A 23796-nucleotide genomic window follows, 5' to 3' on the forward strand; every position below is an offset into this window, starting at 1 on the left:
GCGATGTTCATCTCGGTCGCTGCACGGAACGCGCGGATGGCGATCTCGCCGCGGTTGGCCACCAAGAGTTTCGAAATCATCGAACTCTTACTCCTTCGTCTTCGGATCCCGACGACCCCGCTCCGCACGAGTCGGTGGGGCGCCGTATTCGGCGCACTTGGCGACACCACAGACCGGCTGATGCGCAGGTATGAGGATACTGACCTGCGGTTAGCTCACCGCGGGATATCCCCGGACTGTGAGTGGTCGGTTACAGGAGCGTCGACCAGTAGTTCCAGAAGCGGACCAAGATCAGCAACACGACGGCGGTGAACCACAGCGCCACGAGCGACCATCGCCAGTCGTAGAAGACGCGGCCGACACCCGTGGCGGTCTCGGCGCGCAGCGCGATGGAGGCGACCATCACCAGCAACGGGATGGTGACCGCCCAGACGACCATGCAGTAGGGGCACAGTGCCCCGATCCGGTACAGGCTCTGGAAGATCAGCCAGTGCACGAACACGACACCGAGTGCGCTGCCCACCGCGAGGCCGATCCAGTACCAGCGCGGCAGCGACACCCTGGCCACCGCCAGCACGCCGGTGACGAGCACGACGGTGAACGCGATGATCCCGATCAACGAGTTGGGGAAGCCGAAGACCGAGGCCTGTGGGGTGACCATCACCGACCCGCAGGACAGCACCGGGTTCAGGCTGCACGACGGGACGTAGCTGGGATCGATGAGGATCTCGATCTTCTCGATGGTCAGCGTGGCGGCGGCCGCCAGGCCGAGCACACCGGCGATCAGAACCCCGATGGCGCTGGATCTACGCACGCCGCTCGGCTCGACCGGAGTCTCGGCCGAGTCGAGGTCGGCGGTGGCGGTCACGATGCCGCGGCCAGACCCGGGACGTCGCCGACGATCTCCTTGATCTTGCCGACCAGCGCTTCGGGGGTGCTGTACTGGTAGTCCTCACCGTTGATCCGCACGGTGGGTGTGGCGTTGATCTTGGTGGCCGCAGCCATGCCGCCGGCCATCTTGACGTAGCGCTCCTTGTCGATGCACTCGGGCACCTTGCCGGCGGCGCCTGCCTGCCGGGCGGTCTCGATCAGCTGTGCGTTGGTCGGGTATGAGCCGCCGACCTCCGAGGGCTGCTGGGCGTAGAGGGCGCCGTGGAAGCGGCGGAACGCCTCGACGGATTCGTCGGCGACACAGTAGGCAGCGCCGCTGGCACGCGAGGAGTAGTTCTGGTTCCCGGCGCTGTCGAGGATGCCGACCATGTAGTAGTCGACCGCGATCACGCCCTTGTCGATGAGCTGGTTGATCGTCGAGCCGAAGGCCTTCTCGAATGCTCCGCAGTGCGGGCAGAGCGGATCTTCGTACACCGAGAGCACGACCTTGGGGTCGACGCCGTCGTCATTGCGGACCACCTGGCTGGATTCGACGCGGACCGCCCGGGCCTCACCGGCCTCGGGGTTCGTCTCCCCATTCAGCACGATCCACAGCACCAGTGCCACCGCGAACAGGACGACCACCGAGGTCAGCCCGATCTGGACGAGAAGGTTGCGCTTGCGGTCAGCGGCCTTCAAGTCGTAACTGGCCTGCTTCTTCGGTTTGTTCGCCACGGGATGCAGCCTACCGGCTCAGATGCGCCCGCAGCGCCGAGGTGAGGTCGACGACAGCGAGTTCACTGTCCCCGCCGAGAGGAAAGAAATTGATGAACGCGTGCACCAGCGAGCCGTACTCGCGGTGATCGACCGGCACGCCCGCGGCGGTGAGCGCGCGGGCATAGGCCCTGCCCTCGTCGCGCAGCGGGTCGAAACCGGCCGTCACTACCAGCGCGGGCGACAGTCCGGTCAGGTCGGCGGCGTGCAGTGGCGCCACCCGAGGGTCGTCGTGGGCCACGCCCGAACCGGCGACGTAATGGTGGTCGAACCAATCGATATCGGCCTTGGTGAGGAAGAAGCCTTCGGCGAACAGCGAGCGCGAGACCGTTTCACCCACCGGATCGACCATCGGATAGATCAGGAGTTGCAGCGCAGGCATCCTCGTGCCGGTGGTGCGGGCGGTCTGGGTGACCACGGCGGCGAGATTGCCACCCGCGCTGTCGCCGCCGACGGCGACCCGGTCAGGGTCCGCACCGAGCTCCGCGGCATGGTCCAACGCCCACGTATAGGCAGCGTGGCAGTCCTCGGCCGCGGCGGGCGCCTTGTGTTCGGGCGCTAGCCGATAGTCGACGGCAAGCACGTGCACGCCGGCATCGCGGCAGATCCGGCGGCAGAACCCGTCATGGGTGGCCAAGCTGCCGACGACAAAACCGCCACCGTGAAAGAAAACCAGCAGCGGCGCACCTGCCTCGCCGCGGTAATGCCGCAGCGTCAGCGGGCCGGCCGGTCCGGCGATGGAGAAGTCATCGGTCGGCACGACGATGTCGGCCGTGAAGGCGGCCGATGCGGCGTCGAGCTGGGTGCGCGCGACGGTGACATCGTCGCAGGCCACAAGGCCACCGATACCCGAGGCGCGTTGCGCGTTGAGGAGCAATTGCAGGCTGGTGTCCAGGGTGTTGCCGTCGATGACGACGCTGCGCCGTCCCATCAGCAGTCTCTTGACGGGATCCGGGATGCGCGCCAGCAGCGGCACCGACACCCGGCTCGCGACGGTTGCGGCCTTCAGTCGCAGCGGGCTCGGGTTCGGCCGCGCTGGCAGACTCGTTTCCATGACTGCCCCCTCATATCCCACACGGTTGCTCAACGACGGACATTCCATCCCCGCGGTCGGGTTGGGAGTCTGGCAGACCCCGCCCGAGGACACCAGACTCGCGGTGGAGAGTGCCCTGCGCACGGGCTATCGCCACATCGACACCGCCGCGGTCTATCAGAACGAAACCGAGGTCGGCGAGGGTCTGGTGTCCTCGGGCGTGCCCCGCGCGGACATCTATCTGGTCACCAAGTTGTGGAACTCCGAACAGGGCTACGACAAGGCGTTGCGGGCATTCGATGCCAGCGCCCAACGCCTTGGCGTGGACTATGTCGATCTCTACCTGATCCACTGGCCGCTGCCCGAGATCAACCTCTACGTGGAGAGCTTCAAGGCGTTGTCCACGCTGCGTGACGAGGGCCGGGTCCGTTCCATCGGCGTCAGTAACTTCCAGCCCGAGCATCTGCGCACACTCATCGACGCCACCGGGATCGTGCCGGCGGTCAATCAGATCGAACTGCACCCCCGGCTTCCGCAGCAGGAGCTGCGCGACCTGCACGCCGAGCTGGGCATCGCCACGGAGGCGTGGAGCCCCTTGGGCCAGGGTGGTCTGCTCAGCGAACCGGCGGTGACGGCGATTGCCGAGACACACAGCAAAACACCAGCCCAGGTGCTGATCAGATGGCATCTGCAGCTGGGTAATATCGTCATCCCGAAGTCGGTGAACCCCGATCGGATAGCGAGTAACTTCGACGTGTTCGACTTCGAGTTGACCGAAAAGGACATCGCGTCCATCGGATCGCTCGATGACGGCACCCGGTTGGGTCCCGACCCACGCACCTTCAACTTCACGGGATAGGTAGGACATGACATCGGCAGCAGCTGTGCCCAGTATCGGCTTGAACGACGAGAACACGATTCCGGTTCTCGGAATCGGGGTGGGCGAGCTGACTGACGATGAGGCCGAGCGCGCGGTGTCGGCAGCGCTGGAAATCGGTGTCCGGCTTATCGACACCGCCGCCGCCTACGGTAACGAGGCCGGCGTGGGTCGTGCCATCGCCGCGTCGGGTATCCCGCGTGCCGAGATCTTCCTCACCACCAAGCTGGCAACTCAGGATCAGGGCTTCCAGGCTTCTCAGGACGCCGCCAAGGTCAGCCTGGACCGGCTCGGCGTCGACTACCTGGACCTGTATCTGATCCACTGGCCGGGTGGGGACACCGGTAAGTATGTCGACAGCTGGGGTGGGCTGCTGCGGGTACGCGAGGACAAGTTGGCCACGTCCATCGGTGTCGCCAACTTCACACCGGATGATCTGACCAACATCATCGACCTGTCCTTCGTGGCACCCGCGATCAACCAGATCGAACTGCACCCCCAGCTGGTGCAGACCGAACAGCGTGCCGCGCATGCCGAGCACAACATCGTGACCGAGGCCTACAGCCCGCTGGGCGTCGGCAAGCTGTTGGACAACCCGACCGTGACCGCGGTGGCGGCGCAGTACGGCAAGACCCCGGCGCAGGTGTTGATCCGGTGGAACCTGCAGTTGGGCAACGTGGTCATCCCGCGTTCGGCCAAGCCCGAGCGCATCGCGGAGAACTTCGACGTACTGGACTTCGAGTTGGCCGAGGAGCATCTCGCGGCGCTGACCGGGCTCGATGACGGCACCCGGTACCGCCCGGACCCGGCCACCTACACCGGGACCTAGTCTCTTGCGATTTCGGTGAGGAGACGTGTGCTGTGCGCACGTTTCCTCACCGAAGACGCTCAGGCGACAGCCGCGGGCCGCTTCACCGGGTTGGTGGTCGAAACCGTCAGCGCGGCAGCGGCACTGAGGCCGGCAATCGCGAAGCACACCACGGTGTAGGCGAGGCTGCCCACCGGATCACCATTGCCGGTGACGCCGTCGACAGCCGAGAAGTACGCGGGCAGGGCGGTGGCCCACAACACCGCCATCACCGCCAGATACAGCACGCCATAACGAATCATCGGCGGATTCACGTAGCGCGCTTCGGTGGCAGAGGCAGCCGTATTGCGCAATCGCTGCCACTGCTTGTAGAGCACCGGGACCGCGACGACGGTGATCACCAACAATTCCAACGCGTACACGACACCCATCACGGTGACGTTGGTGAATGAGCCGATGACCGTCGCAGGCGCCGGCAGCAGCACCGTGCCCACCGAGGCGAGCAGACCCACCACCACGGTGCGCCAGAGGATCTGGGCGCCACTGAAGCGCCGTCCGCGGTCGACGTATCTGCCGACGAAGAACTGGACACAGAATGCCAGCGACATCGGCCAGAGCGCGGCGAAAACCACCACGCTGGGCAACGGCACCGAGGCGAAGAACGGTTGGTTCATCGGATGCTCCAGCGTCCATTCCCACCAGCGCAGCTGCGGTCCCAGATGGTCGAAGATCTCGTAGAACGCATGGTGGACGAAGCCGACGCACACCGCACCGACGAGCGTGCCGTACCGGCGGAACACACCGAGATTGCGCACGATCTCGAAGGCGATGGTGGCCATCAGCGGATAGATCGCCACGATGTAGAGAGGCAACCTGCCCCAGAGGAATTCGACCGTGAAGACATTGTGCGCGAACATCGTGTCGATGTGTTCCTCGATGCCGAATGCGGCCGGGAAGTACAGCGGTGGTTCGATGATCAGCAGATAGGCGATGGCGCCGAACCACAACACGAGGTTGGTGGCGTCACCGTGGCGGCGCAGTCGGATCACCGCATAGGCCAACGCCAGCACGACCCCGACGATGATCGTCAGCTCGAGTACCGGCAGCGTCCAATTCTCCAGTGCCAGCGGGTTACGCACCTCGACCAGACCGCCGGCCTCCGCGCAACTGAAGCCAAGCCGCTCGGCGAGCTGCTCGAAGGTCGGTCTACACAGATCAGACATCGGCGGACGCCTGCTGATTCGTGTACCACTGTGTCACGTCGTATCCCTCGTCATAGCGTCTGAACCATTCGTCGGCCAGCACCGGCAACTTCTCGTGGGTGGGATCATGGCCGGGAATCTGACTGCGGACGATACCCACCAGGGCAGCCAGCTGTTCGCGGAAACCCAGATGCGGGAACGGTGCTTGCAACGGCCCGTAGTCCGGTCGGCGACCGATGCGACTGAGCAGCGCGTTCTTTCGCCGTTCCAGGGCGAAGGTCGATACCGCATCGACCTTGCGCACCTCCAGCGGAAGATGCCGGTTGAACCCGTCGCACGCCATCCGCACCACGTCCATCACGTGTTTGAAGATCGACGGTGCCATGCGTGCGCGGTACCACGGGTCGCCGACCAGATCGTTGTAGATGATCAGCGCCGAGCTGCGGTGCTCGACCTCTTCGACGAAATGCCACAGGAACAGCGAGGCCACCCGGTCGTCGCCGGGCGCGAAAAGGGTGTCGTCATTGTCGAGCATCAGCTTGAACACCGGAGTGAACGTGGCCTCCAGATCGGCGGTGTAGGCCAGCCGGTACTTCAACGGCTTGTTCTCGACCAGATCGTCGAAGGCGGCGATGACTTCATCGAGGGTTTCCTTGAGCGCCGGGTAGGCCTTGATCAGGCCCCGGGCGTGCTGACGGTGGGCCATCGAGTGCTGACCCTCTTGCCGGACGAACGCGTCCGCCTCGTCGGCGATCGGTGAGCCGGCGAGCAGCGGTTTCGCCTCGGCCATGGTGCTGACGATCATCTTCTCGAAGGCGATGGCCAGGAAGGAGACGGCATTGGCCATCGCAGAGAAGGCGGGATTGGTCTCATTCCAGAGAAACGGCACGTCGTAGTCGGCGAAGGCGAAGCGCATCTTGCGCACCTGGAGATCGGTCATCACCGCAAGCTATCACACAATCATACGCACTTTTGTCTGACTGTATGTTGACTTGGGCGTGCTAGCGTCGCCATGCCGAGAGGAAGGTGCCGATGGCGCGCAGGCGCGGCTGGGGCGGCGATCCCCCGCACAGTGACGAGGAGGCCACCCGGCGAATCGTCACGGCCGCCGTCGAACTGGTCAGTTCGACCGGCACAGCGATCTCCCTCGCCGAAGTCGCGAACTCGTTGGGCATCATCCGCCAGACCGTGTATCGGTACTTCCCCACCTCCGACGCCCTCATGCACGCCGTGGCCATGGCTTCGGTGGACGCCTTCCTCGATCGCCTCTCCACGGCCGTCGAAGGCATCCACGACCCGGCCGAGGCCATCACCGAGGGCACCGTGTTCACCCTCGACGAGGTAACCCGCACACCGCATCTGGGCATCCTGCTGTCGGAGTCCTATCCGCATGACCACAGTGGCGCCCTCACCTCCGCGGAGGCACGTGCCATCGGCATGCGGATGATCGACCGCTTCGATGTCGACTGGTCCGCGTACGGTTACGACGAAACCAGTCTGGGCGAGCTCGTCGAGTTCACGCTGCGCACCATGCTGTCCTTCTTCGTCGCACCGAACACCGACAGGACACCACAGGAACTACGAAAGTTCTTGCGCCGCTGGCTCGGTGGGGCGGTCGCCGCCCAACAGACGCAGAGCCCGAACTGAACCGCACCGGCGTCCTCTAGGGTTATCCCGTGCACGAAGGGACCCCGTTCGGTCGGTATCGCCTGGCGACCATGCTGGGCCGTGGCGGCATGGGCGAGGTGTGGCGCGCCTTTGACACCGCGATGAACAGATGGGTGGCACTGAAGGTGCTGCCGCCCAGCCTCGCCGATGACGACACCTACCAACGACGGTTCCGCCGCGAGGCCCAGGTGGCCGCCGGGCTGGACGAACCGCACATCGTCCCGATCCATGATTTCGGCGAGATCGACGGACGGCTGTACGTCACCATGCGGCTGATCGAGGGCAGGACTGTCCAGGACCTCCTCGCAACCGGAGCGCTGCCGCCGCATCGGGCGGTAGGCATCACCGAACAAATCGCCGCGGCACTACACGCCGCCCACACCGTCGGGCTGGTGCACCGCGACGTCAAACCGTCGAACATCCTGGTGACACCCGCCGATTTCGCGTACCTCATCGACTTCGGGATCGCCAGGGCCTCCGACGGCACGAAATTGACCAGTACCGGTTCCACGATCGGCACCCTGGCGTATATGGCACCGGAGCGATTGTCGACCGACAGCTCTGATGCGCGTGCCGACATCTACGCACTGACCTGCGTGCTGCATGAATGCCTGACCGGCCGGCAACCCTTTCCCGGTGACAGCGTCGAACGTCAGATCACCGGTCATCTCACTCTGCCTCCACCCAGACCGTCGATGATGCAGCCCGGGGTTCCCGCCTTGATGGATCAGGTCATCGCGACCGGGATGGCCAAGAATCCCGAACACCGCTACGCCACCACGGGCGAACTTGCCGCCGCCGCCCGTGCCGCCATCGCCACGCCGGCCACCTACGGACCGACCGCCGCCCACTGGCCACCGCCCCATCCCGCGCCGCAGCAATCGTGGCCGGCCGGCCCGGCGTGGCAGCCGGCAGCTGCGGCGCGGCCGTGGTGGCGCGGACCGGCCGTGCTGATCCCGATCGCACTGTTCGCCGCCATCGCCATCGCAGCCACGACAGTTCTGGTGGCCACCCGTGGTGACACCACGTCGAACGCGGGCCAGCAGGCGATTTCGCCGAGCGCAACCGATCGCCGCGCCATACCGTCGAATACGCCTGCCCCACGGACTGTTCCACCCACGTCGACCTCGACGGCGGCGAGTACCCCGGAACTCCAGAACGCCAAGGGACTGGACGGACTGCTCCAGACGATTCGGGACAAGTTCGGTGACACCATGGGCTTCTCGCTGGTGGTGTATCCCAGCCATGCGGTCTACGACCGGCCCACCCCGACGAACGCGAATGCCAAGGACAGCTTCACCTATCGCGGCGAAGGCTGGGAAGAATGGGGCCCGACGATGTCGACCAGTGCCTTCGACATCCTGGTCGACCTCAGTCAGATCAACACGGCCGCCGTCGCCGATGTCCTCGGCAATGCACCGCGGCACACCGGCGCACCCGTCGGCTCGGACAGTTACCTGATCATCGAAGGCGCCGAAGGCGGCGGCCTGGATCTGATCATCCACTCGACCGAGCCCGGGACCGGCTTCCTGAAGCTGAACCCGGATGGCAGTATCAAGCAGGTCTACCCACCGTAACAGCTACGGCGACAGCAGAATTCGCGCCAGGTTCGTGGTCGTTTCGACACCGTCGTCGTAACCGCCCGCACCGCCGAGGGCATTCATGATCGACAGCGTGTACCGCTGCTGCGGCCCGGCGAAGCCGACACTGTTCACCACCCAGCCGCCCTGCTCCTGGGACCAACCATTCTTCGCTCCTGGCGCCATCGCCGGACCGGCACCCCACACCCCCCACCGCTGAGAACCCTCGACACGTTGCATCTCGGCCACCACCGCAGCGGAATTGGCAGCGCTGAGCCTGTCGAGGACGTAGTTCATCAGGGCGTCGAAATCATCGGCCGTGCCCTTCTGGAATCCCCAATACGGATAGACGTCGCCGAAACCCGGCTGCGGACGCACCCCGGTCATACCGTACCGGGAGAAGTTGGCGTTGAAGACGTTTGCCGTTCCGCCGTATTCGGACCACAGTGCGTCGGCCGCAGCATTGTCGGAGCTTCGCAGCATCGCGACCATCTGCTCACGGTCCGTCGCCGTCAGGCGCACAATCCCCGATTGTTCTCGGGACAGCAGGTCGGCGACCATTGCCAGCTTGATCGTCGATGCCGTCCAGATCGGCATGGCGGCGTTCGCATTGCGGTACTTGGTGCCGGTGACCCTGTCTCGCAACACGAATCCCACCGTGCCAGGCCGGTCGGCGAGATAGTTCTCGGCGGCGACCAGACGCTCACGAAAACCACATCGTGCATCCGCGGCCGCGCAGTCCGCCTGCGCCACCACTCGGTCGGTGGACGCCATGAGAAGCATCATCAGCACCAGGATCACGACACGACGCAACCCCGACACGGCCGGGGTGGGCCCTGTCCTAGGCAAGCGCACGCTCCAGGGCTTCGCGGAGATCCTCGGTCCGGTACACCGGAACCTGCTGCCCGTCGATGAAGAATGTCGGCGTGCCTTGCACACCCAGCGCAACACCGTCCTCGACATCCTGACGGACTCGCTGGGCGGTCTCGGGGTCGGCGTAGTCACTGTCGAATCGGCCCATATCCAAGCCCAATTCCTGGGCGAAGCCTCGGAAGACGTCGTCGGCCGGTGTACGACGCTCGCCCCACTGCGACTGGGTCTCGTACATCATGCGATACATGGCCTCCAGTCGCCCCTGCTTCGCGGCCGCCTCGACCGCGCGCGCGGCGCGTTCGGCGTTGACGTGTCCTGGCAGCGGGAAGTACCGCAACACGAATTCGACCCGATCGCCGTACTCGGTGCGCAACTGTTCCACGATCGGGTATGCGGCCCGACATCCCTCGCACTCGAAATCCAGGAATTCGACGAACGTCACCGCGGCATCGGGCGGATCGTCGAGGCGGTGACTGTCGGGGCGCACCACCTCCACCCCACCGCCGGCGTTCGGCAACTGTTCCGGCCCGCCGCCGGTGCGCAGCACCAACACGACGATGCCGATGGCGGCGACGATGATGACCACGGCAGCGGTCGACAACGTCCGGCCTATCGGGGTTTTCAGCACCGTGCCTCCCCCGCCGGCACCGGCGCACCCGCCGGACCTGCATCTACGTAGTAAGTCCGTAGGATGGTAACGCAACCCAAGACGAGCGGACGGAAGCACAGCCATGGGACGAGTCCAGGCCACCGGGCGGCGGCGCGGCGTCGTGAGCACGGTTGTCTGCCTGCTCACGCTCTGCGCCGTGGTCATCGGCATGAGCGGGTGCGGCAACCGTCCGGCATCGGTGGCACAGCCGGACACCATCGCCGAAAAAGGCACGCCCTACGGCGACCTACTGGTACCCGAACTACGCCTGTCGGTCACCGACGGCGCGATCGGGGTACCGGTCGAGACGCCGGTGACGGTGCGCGCGGAGGCCGGCGTGCTGGACAACGTGACGCTGGTCAACGAACAGGGCCGAATCGTCAAGAGCGAGCTGAGTCCCGACGGGGTCAGCTGGCGTTCGGCCGAGCCGCTCGGCTACAACCGTCAGTACACCCTGCACGCCGAGGCGCTCGGCCTCGGCGGGCGCACCGGCACGACGGCGAAGTTCGAGACGCATTCCCCGCAGAACCTCACCATGCCCTACGTGATACCCGGCAACGGTGAGGTGGTCGGGGTGGGACAGCCGGTAGCGGTCAGCTTCGACGAGCCGATCCCCGACCGGCTGGCCGCCCAGAAAGCCATCACGGTCACCACGAACCCGCCCGTGGAGGGCGCGTTCTACTGGCTCAACTCCCGCGAGGTGCGCTGGCGCCCGGCCGAATACTGGAAGCCCGGTACCGAGGTCGAGGTTCAGGTGCGCACCTATGGCGTGGATCTGGGTGACGGGCTGTTCGGACAGGACAATGTCAGTAGCCGGTTCACCATCGGCGATGAGGTCATCGCCATCGCCGACGACAGCACGAAGTCGCTGACCGTGCGCGTCAACGGTGCGGTGGCCAAGACAATCCCGATATCCATGGGCAAGAACGCCACCCCCACCGACAACGGGGTGTACATCGTCGCCGAACGGCTGCCGTTCATGGTGATGGACTCGTCGACCTACGGCGTCCCGGTGAACTCACCGGACGGGTACCGCACAGAGGTGAACTGGGCCACGCGGATGTCCTACAGCGGGATCTTCGTGCACGCCGCACCGTGGTCGGTCGGGAGCCAGGGGTACGCCAACGTCAGCCACGGGTGTCTCAACGCCAGCACAGAGAACGCGAAGTGGTTCTACGACAACACCAAACGCGGCGATATCGTCGAGGTGATCAACACGGTCGGGCCGACCTTGTCTGGCACCGACGGCCTCGGTGACTGGAACATTCCGTGGCCGCAGTGGAAGGCCGGCAACGCCAATCTGTGATCAGTGCTGACACAGCAGATTGATCAGTACCGGCGCGCATACCGTCGCCGCGATGACCGCCACCGTCAGGATCTGGTGGCAGCCGGTGGTCAGCGGTCCGGCGGGATCGCGCAATCGAGCCACCCTGGCGTGGACGGCGTGGGCGCCGACGGACAACCCACCAACCGGTGCGGGACCGGCGAGTTTGACCATCCCGGCGATCAGCGCTCCGCGATCGTGGGTGCGCGCCGCGGTGTCGTCGGCGCACATCTCCAACAGCGCGGCGACGGCGCCGACACCGCGGGTGAACAGCGGGAGCCGAGAAAGACTGTGCGACAGTGCCCGCAAGACCATCAGCAGGTGGTGGTGACGCCCCGTCAGATGCGCCTGCTCGTGGGCGAGCACGGCCCCGAGCTGAACTTCGTCGAGGGTGCGCACCGCGGCGGTGGTGAGCACGATGGCGTGCGGACGGCCGGCGACGCAGTACGCCGCGGCGCGCTCGGCGTCGATGACGAACACGTCCTGCCGGTCGGTCGGCGTGCCGATGATGCGGGCGGCCTGGGCATGTTCGTCACTGCGCGCCCGGAAGCCGGCCACCGCGCGAGCGACCCTGATCCCCACCATCGTCGAGATCACCACGCCTGCAACGATCAGCAGGACAAGACTCGCCACCCCCGGGGTCAGCGACCGCTCCGGGACACCGATCATCTCCAGGCACAACACGATCGTCGCCGAGCCGGGGAGTCCGCTGACGGCGGCGCTCACGATCACCAGCACCGAAACCGACCAGGCCAGCACCACCACCGCGATCGCGGTGAGCCAGGCGGCCACCCCCAGCCGAGGGTTGAGTCCCGCGCCGGTCAACCTTCCCAGCAGCGCCGGCGCACACCAGATCACCACGGCCCCGTAAGCCAGCAGATACGCGGCGATCGTCATCGCTGCCGCTTCGGTGCATGTCGCAGCGCGGCGCGTAGTTTCGCCGATTCTTCCGCCGACATCTGATCGACGAAGAAGGCCAGCACCGCCTCGGCATTGCCACCGGAGTCGAACGCCGCACGCATGAGTTGCGCCGAACGCTCCTCGCGCGTCATGGTCGGCCAGTACCGGTAGGCCTTACCCTCACGGTCTCGACGGACCCACCCCTTGCGGTAGAGGTTGTCCATCGTGGACAGCACTGTCGTGTAGGCAATCTGGCGAGCGTCGGCGAGTTGTTCGAAGATATCGCGGACGGTGGCTCCGTCAGCGGACGCCCAGACGCGGTCCATGACCGTCGCTTCGAGATCTCCCAGACCGCGCTGCTGCATGCCCACCTCAATCCGACTGCCTCACGACCACCTCGGTCCAATCTATCCGGATGGGCGCGACCGGGGTCCCGGCTGCCGGGTAACTCACCGGTCGAGGACCACCACGCAATTTGCCGCCGACGATTTTGACAATTGTTCCCAGATCACCTCGTGAACAATGGTCGCCGGGATAATCTTCGACGGTGGCGAGCGGGGAGGATCACGTCGATTTCGGCGTCACCACATCAGGTGGGCCGTGTCAGAAAGCAGAACTGGACACTATTGCCCAGACCGTCGGCAGCCGGCCTCGATACCTACTCTGGTTCGAGGATTTCGGCGCTGCACCCCCGATGCAGAAGGTTGCCGCGGCCGCCGAACAGGGCGCCATACCGGTGATCACCTGGGAACCGTGGACTCGGCCCGAAAGAGGGTCTGCGGTAATGCGCAGACTGGCCAATGGTGCGCTCGATGAATATGTGCACGATTGGGCTGCAGAATTGAAGAACTGCGCACACCGGATCTGTTTGCGGTTCGCGCACGAATTCAACGGCGATTGGTACCCATGGTCACCGGCGGGCGGCACCGCCGCCACCGACCACGTTGCGGCATGGCGGCACGTGCACAGCATCTTCACCGACGGCGGTGCGGCAAACGTGGACTGGGTGTGGTGCGTCGACGCGCAAATCGAGCACCGAGCCCCCATCTCCGACTGGTACCCCGGTGACGAATATGTCGACCACCTCGCGGTCGACGGGTTCAACTGGGGGCACTGCCCGGGCCGTACCCACTGGCGACAACCCGAAGAGGTATTCGGGTCGGCACTGTCCGCGCTTGGTGGCCTGGCCGCGAAACCGCTCATGGTCACCGAGGTCGCCTGCGCCGAAAGCGGTGGCGACAAGGCGAACTGGATCAGCGATCTGATCAGCTATCTGGACGCCCAGCCGAAGGTCACCGCGTTCATCTGGTTCGACCACCGCAAGGAACGCGACTGGCGGATCGCCAGTACGCCGAGATCGGCCGCAGCCATGGCCCGCGGGCTGAGGAGAGGACCATGAATCCGCCGAACGGACTGTCATTGCAGGATCGGTATGCACTGCCGACAGCGCTGGAGGCCGCGCGACTGCACGCCGTCGACCAGTTGTTCCAGCTGGACACCGAACCCGAGGACCGATTCGCGCGGGTCACCAGTATGGCGCGCTGCGCCCTCGATGTGCCGATGGCGGCCGTTTCGCTGCTCGCCGAGGACAGGCAGTGGTTCAAACAATGCGACGGGATGGCTCTCGGCGGCTTCGTTCCGCGCGGCCAAACCGTCTGCCAGGCAACGGTGGCCAGGTTCTACCGCGGTGACGTCGACCCGCTGCACATCATCGAGGACACCTGGCAATCCGAATTTTCCGAACTGCCCGCGGTGCAGGGCGAGGGCGGCATCCGCTTCTACGCGGGCTATCCCCTGGTCGGTCCGGGTGGCCATGCCGTGGGAACCTTCTGCGTCTATGACACCCGGCCGCGCACACTCGACGCATCGCAGCGGCGTACCCTGCTCGAACTCGCCCACTGGGCCGAACGGGAACTGCAGAATTCCGATGATCTCGACCGTGCGGCGGCGGTGCAACGCCAGCTGCTGCCCGCACCGTTGATCGATCTGCCCGGTTACACGGTGTCCGGGCTGTGCGTGCCGGCATTCGCCGTGGGAGGTGACTTCTACGACCACTACCCGGTGTCCGGCGGTGCGGTGTTCACCATCGCCGATGTGATGGGCAAGGGCCTGGCAGCAGCGATTCTGACGGCTACCGTCCGCTCGGCACTGCGCGGGGCGTCGCGGGCCATCGACTGGACCGGCGGAGGCGATGTCGATATCGCCGACGCGGTCAACTCCGTCGGCGCCCAGCTCGCCGGCGATCTGGACAGCACGGAAACGTTCGTCACCTTGATGCACATGCGGCTGCGCAGCGCCGACGGAGCGTTGGATTACGTCGACGCCGGCCACGGTTTCGCGGTGCTCATCGGCGCCGACGGACAAACGCGGCCGCTGCAGAGTCGAGGCCTGCCGATGGGCGTCAGCGCGGAGGAGACCTGGACCTCGCAGCGGCTGATGCTGACCCCCGGGGACACCGTGGTGATCGCCTCCGACGGCCTGCTGGACCTGGTCGGCGATGGCACTGACATGCGGCCGGCACTGGAGTTCCTGGCCGGACACCGCGATCCCACCGAGCTGTGCGCGACGCTGCGCACGATGACGGGCGACCGGCCATGCCTTGACGACGTGACACTGGTCGCCATCCGCCGTGAGGTGCGTGGATGACCCATCGCCTACCCGATGCCTCCGTCGGACGCTTCCCGTCGGCGTGGATGCGTCTGCTCATCCTGTGCACCGGGCTGCTGGGGATCAACTACATCACCTGGCGGTGGATGGCCTCGCTGAACTGGTCGGCCTGGTGGATCGCGGTGCCGCTGGTTCTGGCCGAGACCTACAGCGTAATCGACTCATTGTTGTTCGCCCTGACGATGTGGCGGTTGCTGCGACGCAACCCGCCGCCCCCACCACCGGACGGTGCCACCGTCGACGTCCTGGTCACGACCTACAACGAACCGATATCGATGGTTCTGGAGACCGCCATCGCGGCCCGCGACATCAGTTATCCACACTCGACCTGGATCCTGGATGACGGTGATCGTCACGAATTGGCCGCTGTCGCAGCCGAAAACGGAATCGGCTACGTGACCCGTTCGGCCAGCTGGGCCGACAAGCCCCGGCACGCCAAGGCGGGCAATCTGAACAATGCGCTCTTCGAGACCGACGGTGAGTACCTGCTCATCCTCGATGCCGACCAGGTTCCCGATCCGGCGATCCTCGACCGGACGCTGGGATACTTCCGTGATCCCCGGATGGCGTTGGTGCAGACTCCGCAGTATTTCCACAACGTGCCGTTCAGCGATCCGCTCGGTAGTCAGGCCCCGCTGTTCTACGGACCCATCCAACAGGGAAAAGACGGTTGGAATGCCGCCTACTTCTGTGGTTCCAACGCGGTGCTGCGCCGCGAGGCACTCATGCAGCTCGGTATCCGAGGCTATGTCCATGCCGTCGAGGAAGGTATCCGACGGACGCTGTACGCCTCCCGAAAGATCCTGAAGAGCGCTGCCTCCCAGACCGATTCGGATCATCCCGCGGTCCGCAGCGCATTGACGTCGGTACAGGACGCCACCACCACCGCGCGCAAGCAGCTGCGCGCCGGCCGCGAACTGGCCGATATCACCTTCGCCTTCCAACAGCAGGTCGATGCTGCCGCCCGTTCGATCGTCGACGCCGACATGACGGCCATCCGCGCCGACCTCGACGTCATCACCGCTCTGCAACAGGATCCCGAGCACACGTCCAGCGCGGTCATCTTCGATGACGACGCGCTGAGCTCACTCGCCGGCCGCGACTGGTCGCCATTGGGTGCCCTGGAATCGATCAGCGCGATGATCCGGGCGGTCGATGTGGGTCGCGACGACGAGGCGCAGCCGGTGCTGCCCATGGCGACCATCTCGGTCACCGAGGACATGGCGACGTGCATGCGCCTGCACGCCCAGGGCTGGAAGTCGGCCTATCACCACGAGGTGCTCGCCCGCGGACTCGCACCCGATGACGTACGCACGATGATGACCCAGCGGTTGCGCTGGGCCCAAGGCACCATCCAGGTGATGCTCAAGGAGAACCCGCTGGTACAAAAGGGTTTGAGCTGGGGCCAGCGGCTGATGTACTGGGCCACGATGTGGAGCTATCTGGCCGGTTTCGCCGCTCTGGCCTATATCGCGGCGCCGGCGATCTTCCTGATCTTCGGCATCATGCCCGTGCAGGCCTACAGCTGGGATTTCTTCGGACGCCTGGTGCCGTTCCTGATCCTGAACCAATTGATGTTCATCATCATCAGTCGCGGCACGCCGACATGGCGCGGCCAGCAGTACAGCCTCGCGCTGTTCCCCGTCTGGATCAGGGCGTGCGTCACGGCTTTTCGCAATGTCTACTTCGGTCGGCCACTGGGCTTCGCGGTGACGCCGAAGACCAAGCAGTCGTCGGATTCCATCCCCTGGCACCTGGTCAAATGGCAGCTCGCCGCCATGGCCCTGCTGGTGACAGCATCGGTCATCGGGATCGTGCAGTTGTACTTCGGCGCGATCTCGGTCCTCGGTGTCGGCGTCAACCTGTTCTGGGTGCTCTTCGACGTCGTCATCCTCAGCGTGGTGTTCCAGGCCGTCCGCTACCGGGGCCATGAGCCCGAAACATCTGAGCCCGAACCACCAGCCGACCAAGGAGTCTCGTGAGCAACTTCCCCGTAAACTCCCTCGAATCCGGAGTCGCCGTCGTCGTCCCGACCGGCCGCGTCAACATGGTGGCCGCACCAGCTCTGCGCAGACAGCTTCATTCGCTCGTCGAGGACGGGCACACCCGCGTCGTCGTCGACCTCAGCGGCGTCGATTTCATCGACTCCTCCGGACTCGGAGCATTGATATCCGGACTGAAGGTCGCCCGCCAGGCAGGCGGCGATCTTCGCATCGCCGCGCCGTCCCGACAGGTGACCTCGGTCTTGGAGCTGACCAACCTCAATCGCGTGCTGCGTGCTCATGCAGAGGCAGCGAGCGCCTTCGATGACCACGCCTGAGAAGTTCGTCCTGGATACCGTCACCGGGCCCGACACCCTGGCGGCGGTCCAGCAGACCCTGGACGCGCTGTGGTCGGATCACCCGGACATCCCGGATGTAGTGCGGTTGCACATGGATCTGGCTGCCGGGGAGATCGGGGCCAACATCATCGAGCATTCCGGTGACGGCAACCCCGTTCATCTACGGATGACCGTCGAGCTGTACTCGGGCGCGATACGCACGATCTTCACCGATGACGGCCATCCGGCGCCCTTCGACGTGCACCAGCCTCGGATGCCCGACGAGATGTCCGAACATGGTCGCGGCCTCGCGATCGCCCACCGCGTGCTCGACGAGCTGTCTTACCGTCGCGACCAGAACGGCAACCACTGGACACTCATCCGGAACCTCACCGACTGACGCGACGGCGGACACCCGGTCAGCGCGGGCTGGCGGCTGTCTCGTCCTCGTCGCGGACGGGGTCGGCCGGACGCCGCAGCACCGCGGGCCGCAGCCGGTCCGGCAGTGCGCGCAGCGCGAGAACGGTGGCGACCAGGATCGCTGCAGTGCCGCCGGCGACGAGGATCACCGACGCCGCCGGGAAGGCGTTCTCCAACACCATGAAGGAACCGAACACCAGGAACAGGGCCGCGGCTCCGATCTGGATGATCCGCTCCGGCAGGTGCTTACCCAACACCGCGCCGACGATGATCGCCAAGCCGTCGGCGACCACCATTCCCAGCGTCGACCCGATCCACACGCCCGCCCAGTTGTTGTCCGCGGCCAACGTGACCGTCGCCAGCATCGTCTTGTCACCGAGCTCGGCGAGGAAGAACGCGGACGTCACCACGAAGAACGCCGGAGCGGTGGCCCGCTGCGCGACGCTGGCCTCCTCATCACTGAGCTTGTCACCGCGTAGCGTCCAGGCACCGAAGAAGATGAACATCACACCCGCGATCAGGCCGAGCAGGTGCCCGGGGAGCGCGGCACCCAGATAGTGCCCGATCGCCACCGAAAGGACGTGCACGACGGTGGTCGCCGCGGTGATCGCGGCAAGCACGACCCACCACCGGTATCGCAGCGCGAACGTCATCGCCACCAGTTGGGTCTTGTCACCGAGTTCGGCGATGAAGATGACGGCAAAGCTGAGCACCAAGGCGGACAGCACGCGAACCTCCCAGATCACAGGCTGCCGTGGAGAACTGTGTGCACTCCGGCCGGCAGCCATCAATTGGCTTCATACGGCCGAAGGTCTCGTCCACCGACTGTCGTCGGTCCAGATGACCGGGACGTCCGGCCAACTGCCGGCGGTCCAGTATGTCGATCATCCGATTGGGGGCTACTCCCCTTCGCTGCAGACGAGGTTAGCCCAGGCCGCTCCGGTACGCAACCTGGGGTGTTTCAAAGGTGTTCTACAACAACAACTTTGGGAGCCCGTGCTACTGAATTTGGACAACCGAACGAGACAGGCGAGGTTCCTGAGAATGTTTGTCGCGACACCTGACGGTGTGTTTCGGCCACCCGAAACCGGCACGACCTAGCCGGTGGGGCAGGTTGCCGCCGCCTCGCGCAACACCTGAGCCGAGGGCATATCGACGGGTAGCCGGTAACCACGCAGAACCTCGGCGAACTGCACCGCGTACTGGCACCAGAACGCGCGGTTGGGCGGCATCCACGCCGCCGGTTCGCTGTCCCCCTTGTCCTGGTTGGCACCGCCGGCCACGGCGATCAGATTCGCGGGGTCGTTGGCGAACCGCAGTCGCAGATCATCCGGCCAGTTCCTGGCACCGAGATCCCAGGCCAGCGCCAACGGCACGATGTGATCGATCTGCACCGAGGCGCCGATCTGGTTGCCACGGACGAACGCGATGGTCTCGTCGGTGTACGGATCGACCAACGTGCCGGTAGCCACCGCCGTCGGGCAGCGCTTGATCGAGACATAGGACTTCTCGGTCAGATCACGATCGAGGATGTCGTTGCGGGTGTCGCAACCGTTGCGCCCACCCGGCGCGTCGTTGTCGTCATCCCAGGACTCGCCGAAGGCGTCGCGGCGGTAATCGTGTCCGCGCACCCGCGAGGGAATCTCGGGTACGCCCGCCAGGATATCGGCACCCACGGCCACCGTCGGCGCATCTGCCCCGGCGACGAAACGAGAAGAGTCCGTGCCCGGTTCGATACTGACCTGCACGGCGACCAGCACGGTGAGCGCGACGCCCGCGGCGAGCAACGCGACCCGCTTCACGACTTGTCCAGATACTGAACGCGATCGGTGTCGGAGAACGGGGCCGCCAGCACCGCGAGTCCGCCCTGGGCGGGGTTGTCCAGATACGCCTGTTCACAGAAGCCACGGGCCTCCTGGATGATGTCGAGATGCTCGGCCAGCGACAGGAAACGTAGCGTGGTGAGTCGGCCGGACTGGTTATAGCCCAGCACGTCACCTTCCTGACGCTCCTGCAGATCAAGGTCGGCCAACGCGAAACCGTCGAGGGTTCCGGCGACCGCACGCAGCCGCTCGGCCGCCTTGGAGCTCTCCGGCATGCGGGTCACCAGCAGGCACAGGCTCGGGTGCTTGCCGCGCCCGATACGACCGCGCAGCTGATGCAACTGGCTGATGCCGAAGCGATCGGCATCCATGATCACCATCATGGTGGAGTTGGGCACGTCGACGCCGACCTCGATCACGGTGGTGCACACCAGTACATCGATCTCGCCGGCGCGGAACGCCGACATCACCGCATCCTTCTCCTCGCCGGACAGTCGACCGTGCATGAGGCCCAGGCGCAGGCCCGCCAGCGGACCACTACGTAACCGGTCCAGCATCTGCAGCACCGTGATCGGCGGCGGACCATGCTCATAGGCGTTCTTCTTGTCGGGCTCCTCGTCGATTCGCGAGGCGACCACGTACGCCTGCCGGCCGGCCGCGACCTCCTCGGTGATCCGCGCCCATGCCCTGTCCAGCCATGCCGGCTTGTCCCTGGCGAAGATGACATTGCTGGCGATCGGCTGCCGGCCGCGCGGCAGTTCCCGAAGGGTGGAGGTCTCCAGATCCCCGAATACGGTCAGCGCTATCGTGCGCGGGATCGGGGTGGCCGTCATCACCAACAGGTGCGGCGTGATACCTCCGGTGGCCTTGGCCCGCAATCGATCTCGCTGCTCGACACCGAACCTGTGTTGTTCGTCGACCACCACCATGCCGAGCCGGGAGAACTCGACCGACTCCTGGATCAGAGCGTGGGTGCCGATCACGATCCCGGCCGTTCCTGACGCGATCTGATCACGGGCCTGCCGCTTCTGCTGCGCGGACATCGAGCCGGTCAGCAGGGCGACCCCGGTCGCGTCGTCGGCGGCACCCAGTTCACCGGCCATGGCCAATGGTCCGAGAACATCACGGATCGACCGATAATGCTGCGCAGCAAGAACTTCGGTGGGCGCCAGCAACGCGCACTGCATTCCCGCGTCGACCATCTGCAGCATGGCCAGGACCGAGACGATGGTCTTACCCGATCCGACCTCACCCTGCAGCATCCGGTTCATCGGCCGCGTCCCGGCCAACTCATCGGAGATGACGCCAAGGACCTCGCGCTGCCCGCCGGTGAGTTCGAAGGGCAACTGCTTGTGCAGGGCGGCCAGTAGACCATCACCGCGGACCGGGGCCGACGGTCCGGTCTCACCCAGCTCGCCGTAGCGTCGTGACACCAGCGCCCACTGCAGGCCGACGGCTTCGTCATAGGTCAGCCGCTCGTGGGCGGCGGCACGCTCGGCCGCATTCTCGGCGAGGTGCACCGCACGCAGCGCGGCATCCTCGGAAATCAGATCCCACCGGTCGAGTATCGATTCGGGCAGCAGCTCAGGAACGGGATCAAGGACAGCGAGCACCTGTTTGATACAGGCGTATATGTCCCAGCTCTGCAGTTTCTTGGTGGCCGGGTAGATCGGGAAGAAGTCCTTCTCGAATGCCGCCAGCACATCGTCCCCGGACTGTCCCGATGCCTCGGCGATCTTTGCGAACGACCGCGTGCCAATCGTCCGCCCGGTGGGCGAGTCGATGATCAGGAACGCCGGGTGTGACAGCTGCACGGTGTTGCGGAAGTATCCGATCTCGCCGGAGAGCATCACCCGGGTGCCCTCGACCAGGTTGTTGATCAGATAGTCGGCGTTGAAGAAGGTCGCGGTGATCGGCGGATTCCGGTCGCCGAGAGTGACCCGCAGCAGCTTGCGCTGCCGCTTGCCGTGTTGCGATTTCATGGGCCGCACATCGGTTTTGGTGATGGTGTCGACGAAGGTCACATGGGTACCCTCCTCGAGTTCGATCTGCTCACCCTCCTCGCGGACGTTGATACCGTCGCTGTACTTGCGCGGATAGTGCCGCAGCAGGTCGTTGACGGTGCGCAGTCCGAACGCCTCTTCCAGCGAGGTGGCGGCCTTGGTCCCGAGAACGTGGGACAACAGGTCTGACAGAGCGACCACGACTACTCCACCCCGATCAACAGTGCGTCACCGTCGTGATCGGTGCGGTAGCTGACCAATTCCGCGCCCAGATGCCGGCGGCGGACGTGTTCACGGAGCCGGTCACCCACCCCGTCGTCGACACCGGCGCCGATCAGTATCGTCACCAGTTCGCCGCCGGATGCCAACAACAGATCGATGAGCCCGGCTGCGGCGGCCACCACATCTCGGCCGACGATCAGCACCTCATCCCCGGTGATGCCGAGACCGTCGCCGATCTTGCAGGAACCGGCCCAGGTCAACGCATCCTCGGTGGCGATCCGCACCGACCCGTGCCGCGCACCGGCGGCCGCGCGAGCCATGGTGTAAGCATCGTCCACGCCGTGGCGGGCGATATCGTGCACCGCCAATGCCGCCAGCCCCTGCACCATGGACGCCGTCGGGACGGGGACGACATCGATACCCCAACCCGTTGCCGCGGTGCAACCCGCAACCAGTTCTTCGGCGGCGATGAATCCGTTGGGCAACAACATGATCTGCGCGGCATCGGACTCGACGAGGGCCCGCAGCAACTGTTGGGCGCTGATCGGACGGCCGTCCTCGGGCCGGAGCACCCGGGCACCCTCATCGCCGAACAGCGTTGCCGCGCCGTCACCGTCGACGACGGCGAGCACCGCACGGTCCTGACTTCCCGCGGCGACCGGGCGCGCACCGGTCAGCAGCGTCACCTGGATACCGCTGGGCATACCGGCCGCCAGGCCGGCTTCCACGGCTGCGCCTGCGTCATCGGTATGCACGTGCACCGAGTGCGCACCGGTGCGCCCGGCAGTGATGGCCACCGAATCCCCCAGCGTGTCCAGGGCGGCGCGCAACGTGTCGATGGCCTCCGCCGTCGAACCGGTCAGCAGATACATCACCTCGAACCGCGGCGGTGCCGGATCGGTGTGCGCCGGCTCCGCCATGGTGGCGGGTCGGTAGGTGTCACGGGCGGGAGCGGTCCCCGAGAGGATGGCGGTCATCGCGTCAAGCAGTACCAGCAGCCCCCGACCACCGGCGTCCACCACGCCCGCCTCGGCCAGCACGTCGAGTTGACCGGTGGTGCGATCCAACGCGACGCTCGCCGCACCGGCGCTGGCGGCGACCACATCGGCGATCTCCGACGCTGCGTGCCCTTCCGCCGCGCCCGCCGCTGTGCGCTGTTCTGCGGCTTCCGCCGCTGTGCGCTGTTCTGCGGCGTCCGCCGCGGCGGACAGCACCGAGACGATGGTTCCCGGTACCGCCTGCCCCATCGACTCGACGACCAACGTCTCGGCGCGACGTAGCGCCATCGCGAAGGCAGGTCCGTCGATCTCGGTGAGACCACCCTCGGCCGTGACATCGGCGAGACCACGCAGGATCTGCGACAGGATCACCCCCGAGTTCCCGCGAGCGCCCCGCAGCGCGCCGTCGGCGAGCAGGCCCGCCAGGCCCACCAGGTCCAGGTCGTCGCGGCCCTCGGTGCCTGCGACCGCGGCTCGCATGGTGAACAGCATGTTGGTGCCGGTATCGGAGTCGGCCACCGGGAAGACATTGAGGCGGTTGATCTCGTCGGTATGGGTGATCAGGTGCGCGACGGCGGTGTGGGCCCAACGCCGCAACGCCGATGCGTCGACCCGCGCAGCCGCCATCTACACCTCCCGAACAACACACCGAACCGTGCCGACCAGAATAGTCATCGCCGCTGACAGGGCCGATGATCTGCACAGGTTGTGGACAGCGTTTTGGAGATCCGTTCCCGAGGCCGGTATCCTGGTCAGGTTGTCGGGTCACCCTCCCGGTTGTTGAC

Annotated in this window: 24 protein-coding genes; 10 read left to right on the forward strand and 14 right to left on the reverse strand. The window is 65.7% G+C overall.

What is annotated here, in order from left to right:
• From IC40_RS28580 to IC40_RS0115930, 4 genes are all read right to left on the reverse strand, one after another.
• Positions 1–80 (reverse strand): biotin carboxylase N-terminal domain-containing protein (locus tag IC40_RS28580; RefSeq protein WP_420896605.1); only part of this gene is annotated, 80 nt, incomplete at its 3' end.
• 170 nt (positions 81–250) lie between these two features.
• On the reverse strand, positions 251–868 hold the full coding sequence (locus IC40_RS0115920; protein ID WP_030135694.1) for a vitamin K epoxide reductase family protein: 618 nt from the start codon (positions 866–868) through the stop codon (positions 251–253).
• Positions 865–1605: a DsbA family protein gene (locus IC40_RS0115925; RefSeq protein ID WP_030135695.1), complete on the reverse strand. Its 741-nt coding sequence runs from the start codon at positions 1603–1605 to the stop codon at positions 865–867. Before IC40_RS0115925 ends, IC40_RS0115920 begins: the two co-directional genes overlap by 4 nt.
• A 10-nt stretch (positions 1606–1615) precedes the next feature.
• Positions 1616–2698 (reverse strand): alpha/beta hydrolase, encoded by a 1083-nt coding sequence (locus IC40_RS0115930; RefSeq protein ID WP_036462742.1) that lies wholly within the window; start codon positions 2696–2698, stop codon positions 1616–1618.
• On the opposite strand from IC40_RS0115930, the gene IC40_RS0115935 reads away from it, so the two are divergent.
• Positions 2697–3536 (forward strand): aldo/keto reductase, encoded by an 840-nt coding sequence (locus IC40_RS0115935; RefSeq protein ID WP_030135697.1) that lies wholly within the window; start codon positions 2697–2699, stop codon positions 3534–3536. The two genes, IC40_RS0115930 and IC40_RS0115935, sit on opposite strands and share 2 nt — an antisense overlap.
• A gap of 7 nt (positions 3537–3543) precedes the next feature.
• A complete protein-coding gene (locus IC40_RS0115940; protein ID WP_030135698.1) occupies positions 3544–4383 on the forward strand; it encodes an aldo/keto reductase in 840 nt (279 codons plus the stop codon).
• Positions 4384–4442: 59 nt separating this feature from the next.
• Here IC40_RS0115940 and IC40_RS0115945 read toward each other — a convergent pair whose 3' ends face one another.
• Positions 4443–5585, reverse strand: a complete 1143-nt coding sequence (locus IC40_RS0115945) for a hypothetical protein (RefSeq protein ID WP_030135699.1) — start codon at positions 5583–5585, stop codon at positions 4443–4445.
• On the reverse strand, positions 5578–6504 hold the full coding sequence (locus IC40_RS0115950; protein WP_030135700.1) for a metal-dependent hydrolase: 927 nt from the start codon (positions 6502–6504) through the stop codon (positions 5578–5580). The genes IC40_RS0115945 and IC40_RS0115950 overlap by 8 nt, the downstream gene beginning before the upstream one ends.
• A gap of 92 nt (positions 6505–6596) precedes the next feature.
• On the opposite strand from IC40_RS0115950, the gene IC40_RS0115955 reads away from it, so the two are divergent.
• Together IC40_RS0115955 and IC40_RS0115960 are read left to right on the forward strand one after the other, a co-directional pair.
• Positions 6597–7211 carry a TetR/AcrR family transcriptional regulator gene (locus IC40_RS0115955; protein ID WP_030135701.1) on the forward strand — a complete coding sequence of 205 codons (615 nt, stop codon included), beginning with the start codon at positions 6597–6599 and terminating at the stop codon, positions 7209–7211.
• 71 nt (positions 7212–7282) lie between these two features.
• Positions 7283–8809, forward strand: coding sequence for a serine/threonine-protein kinase (locus IC40_RS0115960; RefSeq protein WP_234882644.1), 1527 nt, complete (start codon positions 7283–7285; stop codon positions 8807–8809).
• Between the two features lie 3 nt (positions 8810–8812).
• Here IC40_RS0115960 and IC40_RS0115965 read toward each other — a convergent pair whose 3' ends face one another.
• Both IC40_RS0115965 and IC40_RS0115970 read right to left on the reverse strand, forming a co-directional pair.
• Positions 8813–9595 carry a serine hydrolase gene (locus tag IC40_RS0115965; RefSeq protein ID WP_030135703.1) on the reverse strand — a complete coding sequence of 261 codons (783 nt, stop codon included), beginning with the start codon at positions 9593–9595 and terminating at the stop codon, positions 8813–8815.
• Positions 9596–9653: 58 nt separating this feature from the next.
• Entirely contained in the window at positions 9654–10313 is a 660-nt protein-coding gene (locus tag IC40_RS0115970) for a DsbA family protein (RefSeq protein ID WP_030135704.1), read from the reverse strand.
• Positions 10314–10416: 103 nt separating this feature from the next.
• Here IC40_RS0115970 and IC40_RS0115975 point away from each other — a divergent pair, with 103 nt between their 5' ends.
• The gene (locus tag IC40_RS0115975) at positions 10417–11640 is read left to right on the forward strand and encodes a L,D-transpeptidase (RefSeq protein WP_030135705.1); all 1224 of its coding nucleotides are present in this window, start codon (positions 10417–10419) and stop codon (positions 11638–11640) included.
• On the opposite strand, the gene IC40_RS0115980 is transcribed toward IC40_RS0115975, so the two are convergent.
• Together IC40_RS0115980 and IC40_RS0115985 are read right to left on the reverse strand one after the other, a co-directional pair.
• Entirely contained in the window at positions 11641–12555 is a 915-nt protein-coding gene (locus IC40_RS0115980; RefSeq protein ID WP_030135706.1) for a M56 family metallopeptidase, read from the reverse strand.
• The gene (locus IC40_RS0115985) at positions 12552–12923 is read right to left on the reverse strand and encodes a BlaI/MecI/CopY family transcriptional regulator (RefSeq protein WP_030135707.1); all 372 of its coding nucleotides are present in this window, start codon (positions 12921–12923) and stop codon (positions 12552–12554) included. The genes IC40_RS0115980 and IC40_RS0115985 overlap by 4 nt, the downstream gene beginning before the upstream one ends.
• A 182-nt stretch (positions 12924–13105) precedes the next feature.
• Between IC40_RS0115985 and IC40_RS0115990 the strand changes: the two genes are divergently transcribed.
• Genes IC40_RS0115990 through IC40_RS0116010 form a run of 5 tightly spaced genes read left to right on the forward strand, consistent with a single transcriptional unit; the run spans position 13106 to position 17945 of the window.
• The gene (locus IC40_RS0115990) at positions 13106–13957 is read left to right on the forward strand and encodes a glycoside hydrolase family 26 protein (protein ID WP_042509548.1); all 852 of its coding nucleotides are present in this window, start codon (positions 13106–13108) and stop codon (positions 13955–13957) included.
• Positions 13954–15204, forward strand: coding sequence for a PP2C family protein-serine/threonine phosphatase (locus tag IC40_RS0115995; RefSeq protein ID WP_042509547.1), 1251 nt, complete (start codon positions 13954–13956; stop codon positions 15202–15204). Before IC40_RS0115990 ends, IC40_RS0115995 begins: the two co-directional genes overlap by 4 nt.
• Positions 15201–17207, forward strand: a complete 2007-nt coding sequence (locus IC40_RS0116000; RefSeq protein ID WP_030135710.1) for a glycosyltransferase family 2 protein — start codon at positions 15201–15203, stop codon at positions 17205–17207. The genes IC40_RS0115995 and IC40_RS0116000 overlap by 4 nt, the downstream gene beginning before the upstream one ends.
• A complete protein-coding gene (locus tag IC40_RS0116005; RefSeq protein ID WP_030135711.1) occupies positions 17204–17545 on the forward strand; it encodes an STAS domain-containing protein in 342 nt (113 codons plus the stop codon). The genes IC40_RS0116000 and IC40_RS0116005 overlap by 4 nt, the downstream gene beginning before the upstream one ends.
• Complete coding sequence (locus IC40_RS0116010) at positions 17532–17945, forward strand: ATP-binding protein (RefSeq protein ID WP_030135712.1); 414 nt, start codon at positions 17532–17534, stop codon at positions 17943–17945. Before IC40_RS0116005 ends, IC40_RS0116010 begins: the two co-directional genes overlap by 14 nt.
• A 19-nt stretch (positions 17946–17964) precedes the next feature.
• Here the strand turns inward: IC40_RS0116010 and IC40_RS0116015 are convergent, their stop codons facing one another.
• From IC40_RS0116015 to IC40_RS0116030, 4 genes are all read right to left on the reverse strand, one after another.
• On the reverse strand, positions 17965–18693 hold the full coding sequence (locus tag IC40_RS0116015) for a TMEM165/GDT1 family protein (protein WP_030135713.1): 729 nt from the start codon (positions 18691–18693) through the stop codon (positions 17965–17967).
• Between the two features lie 369 nt (positions 18694–19062).
• Positions 19063–19767, reverse strand: coding sequence for an HNH endonuclease family protein (locus IC40_RS0116020; protein WP_030135714.1), 705 nt, complete (start codon positions 19765–19767; stop codon positions 19063–19065).
• Entirely contained in the window at positions 19764–21992 is a 2229-nt protein-coding gene (gene recG / locus IC40_RS0116025) for an ATP-dependent DNA helicase RecG (protein WP_030135715.1), read from the reverse strand. The genes IC40_RS0116020 and recG overlap by 4 nt, the downstream gene beginning before the upstream one ends.
• 2 nt (positions 21993–21994) lie before the next feature.
• Entirely contained in the window at positions 21995–23638 is a 1644-nt protein-coding gene (locus tag IC40_RS0116030; protein WP_030135716.1) for a fatty acid kinase ATP-binding subunit FakA, read from the reverse strand.
• Between the last annotated feature and the right edge of the window lie 158 nt (positions 23639–23796).

Origin of the sequence: Mycolicibacterium neoaurum ATCC 25795, from assembly GCF_000691525.1 — a bacterium.
Classification (GTDB): domain Bacteria; phylum Actinomycetota; class Actinomycetes; order Mycobacteriales; family Mycobacteriaceae; genus Mycobacterium; species Mycobacterium neoaurum.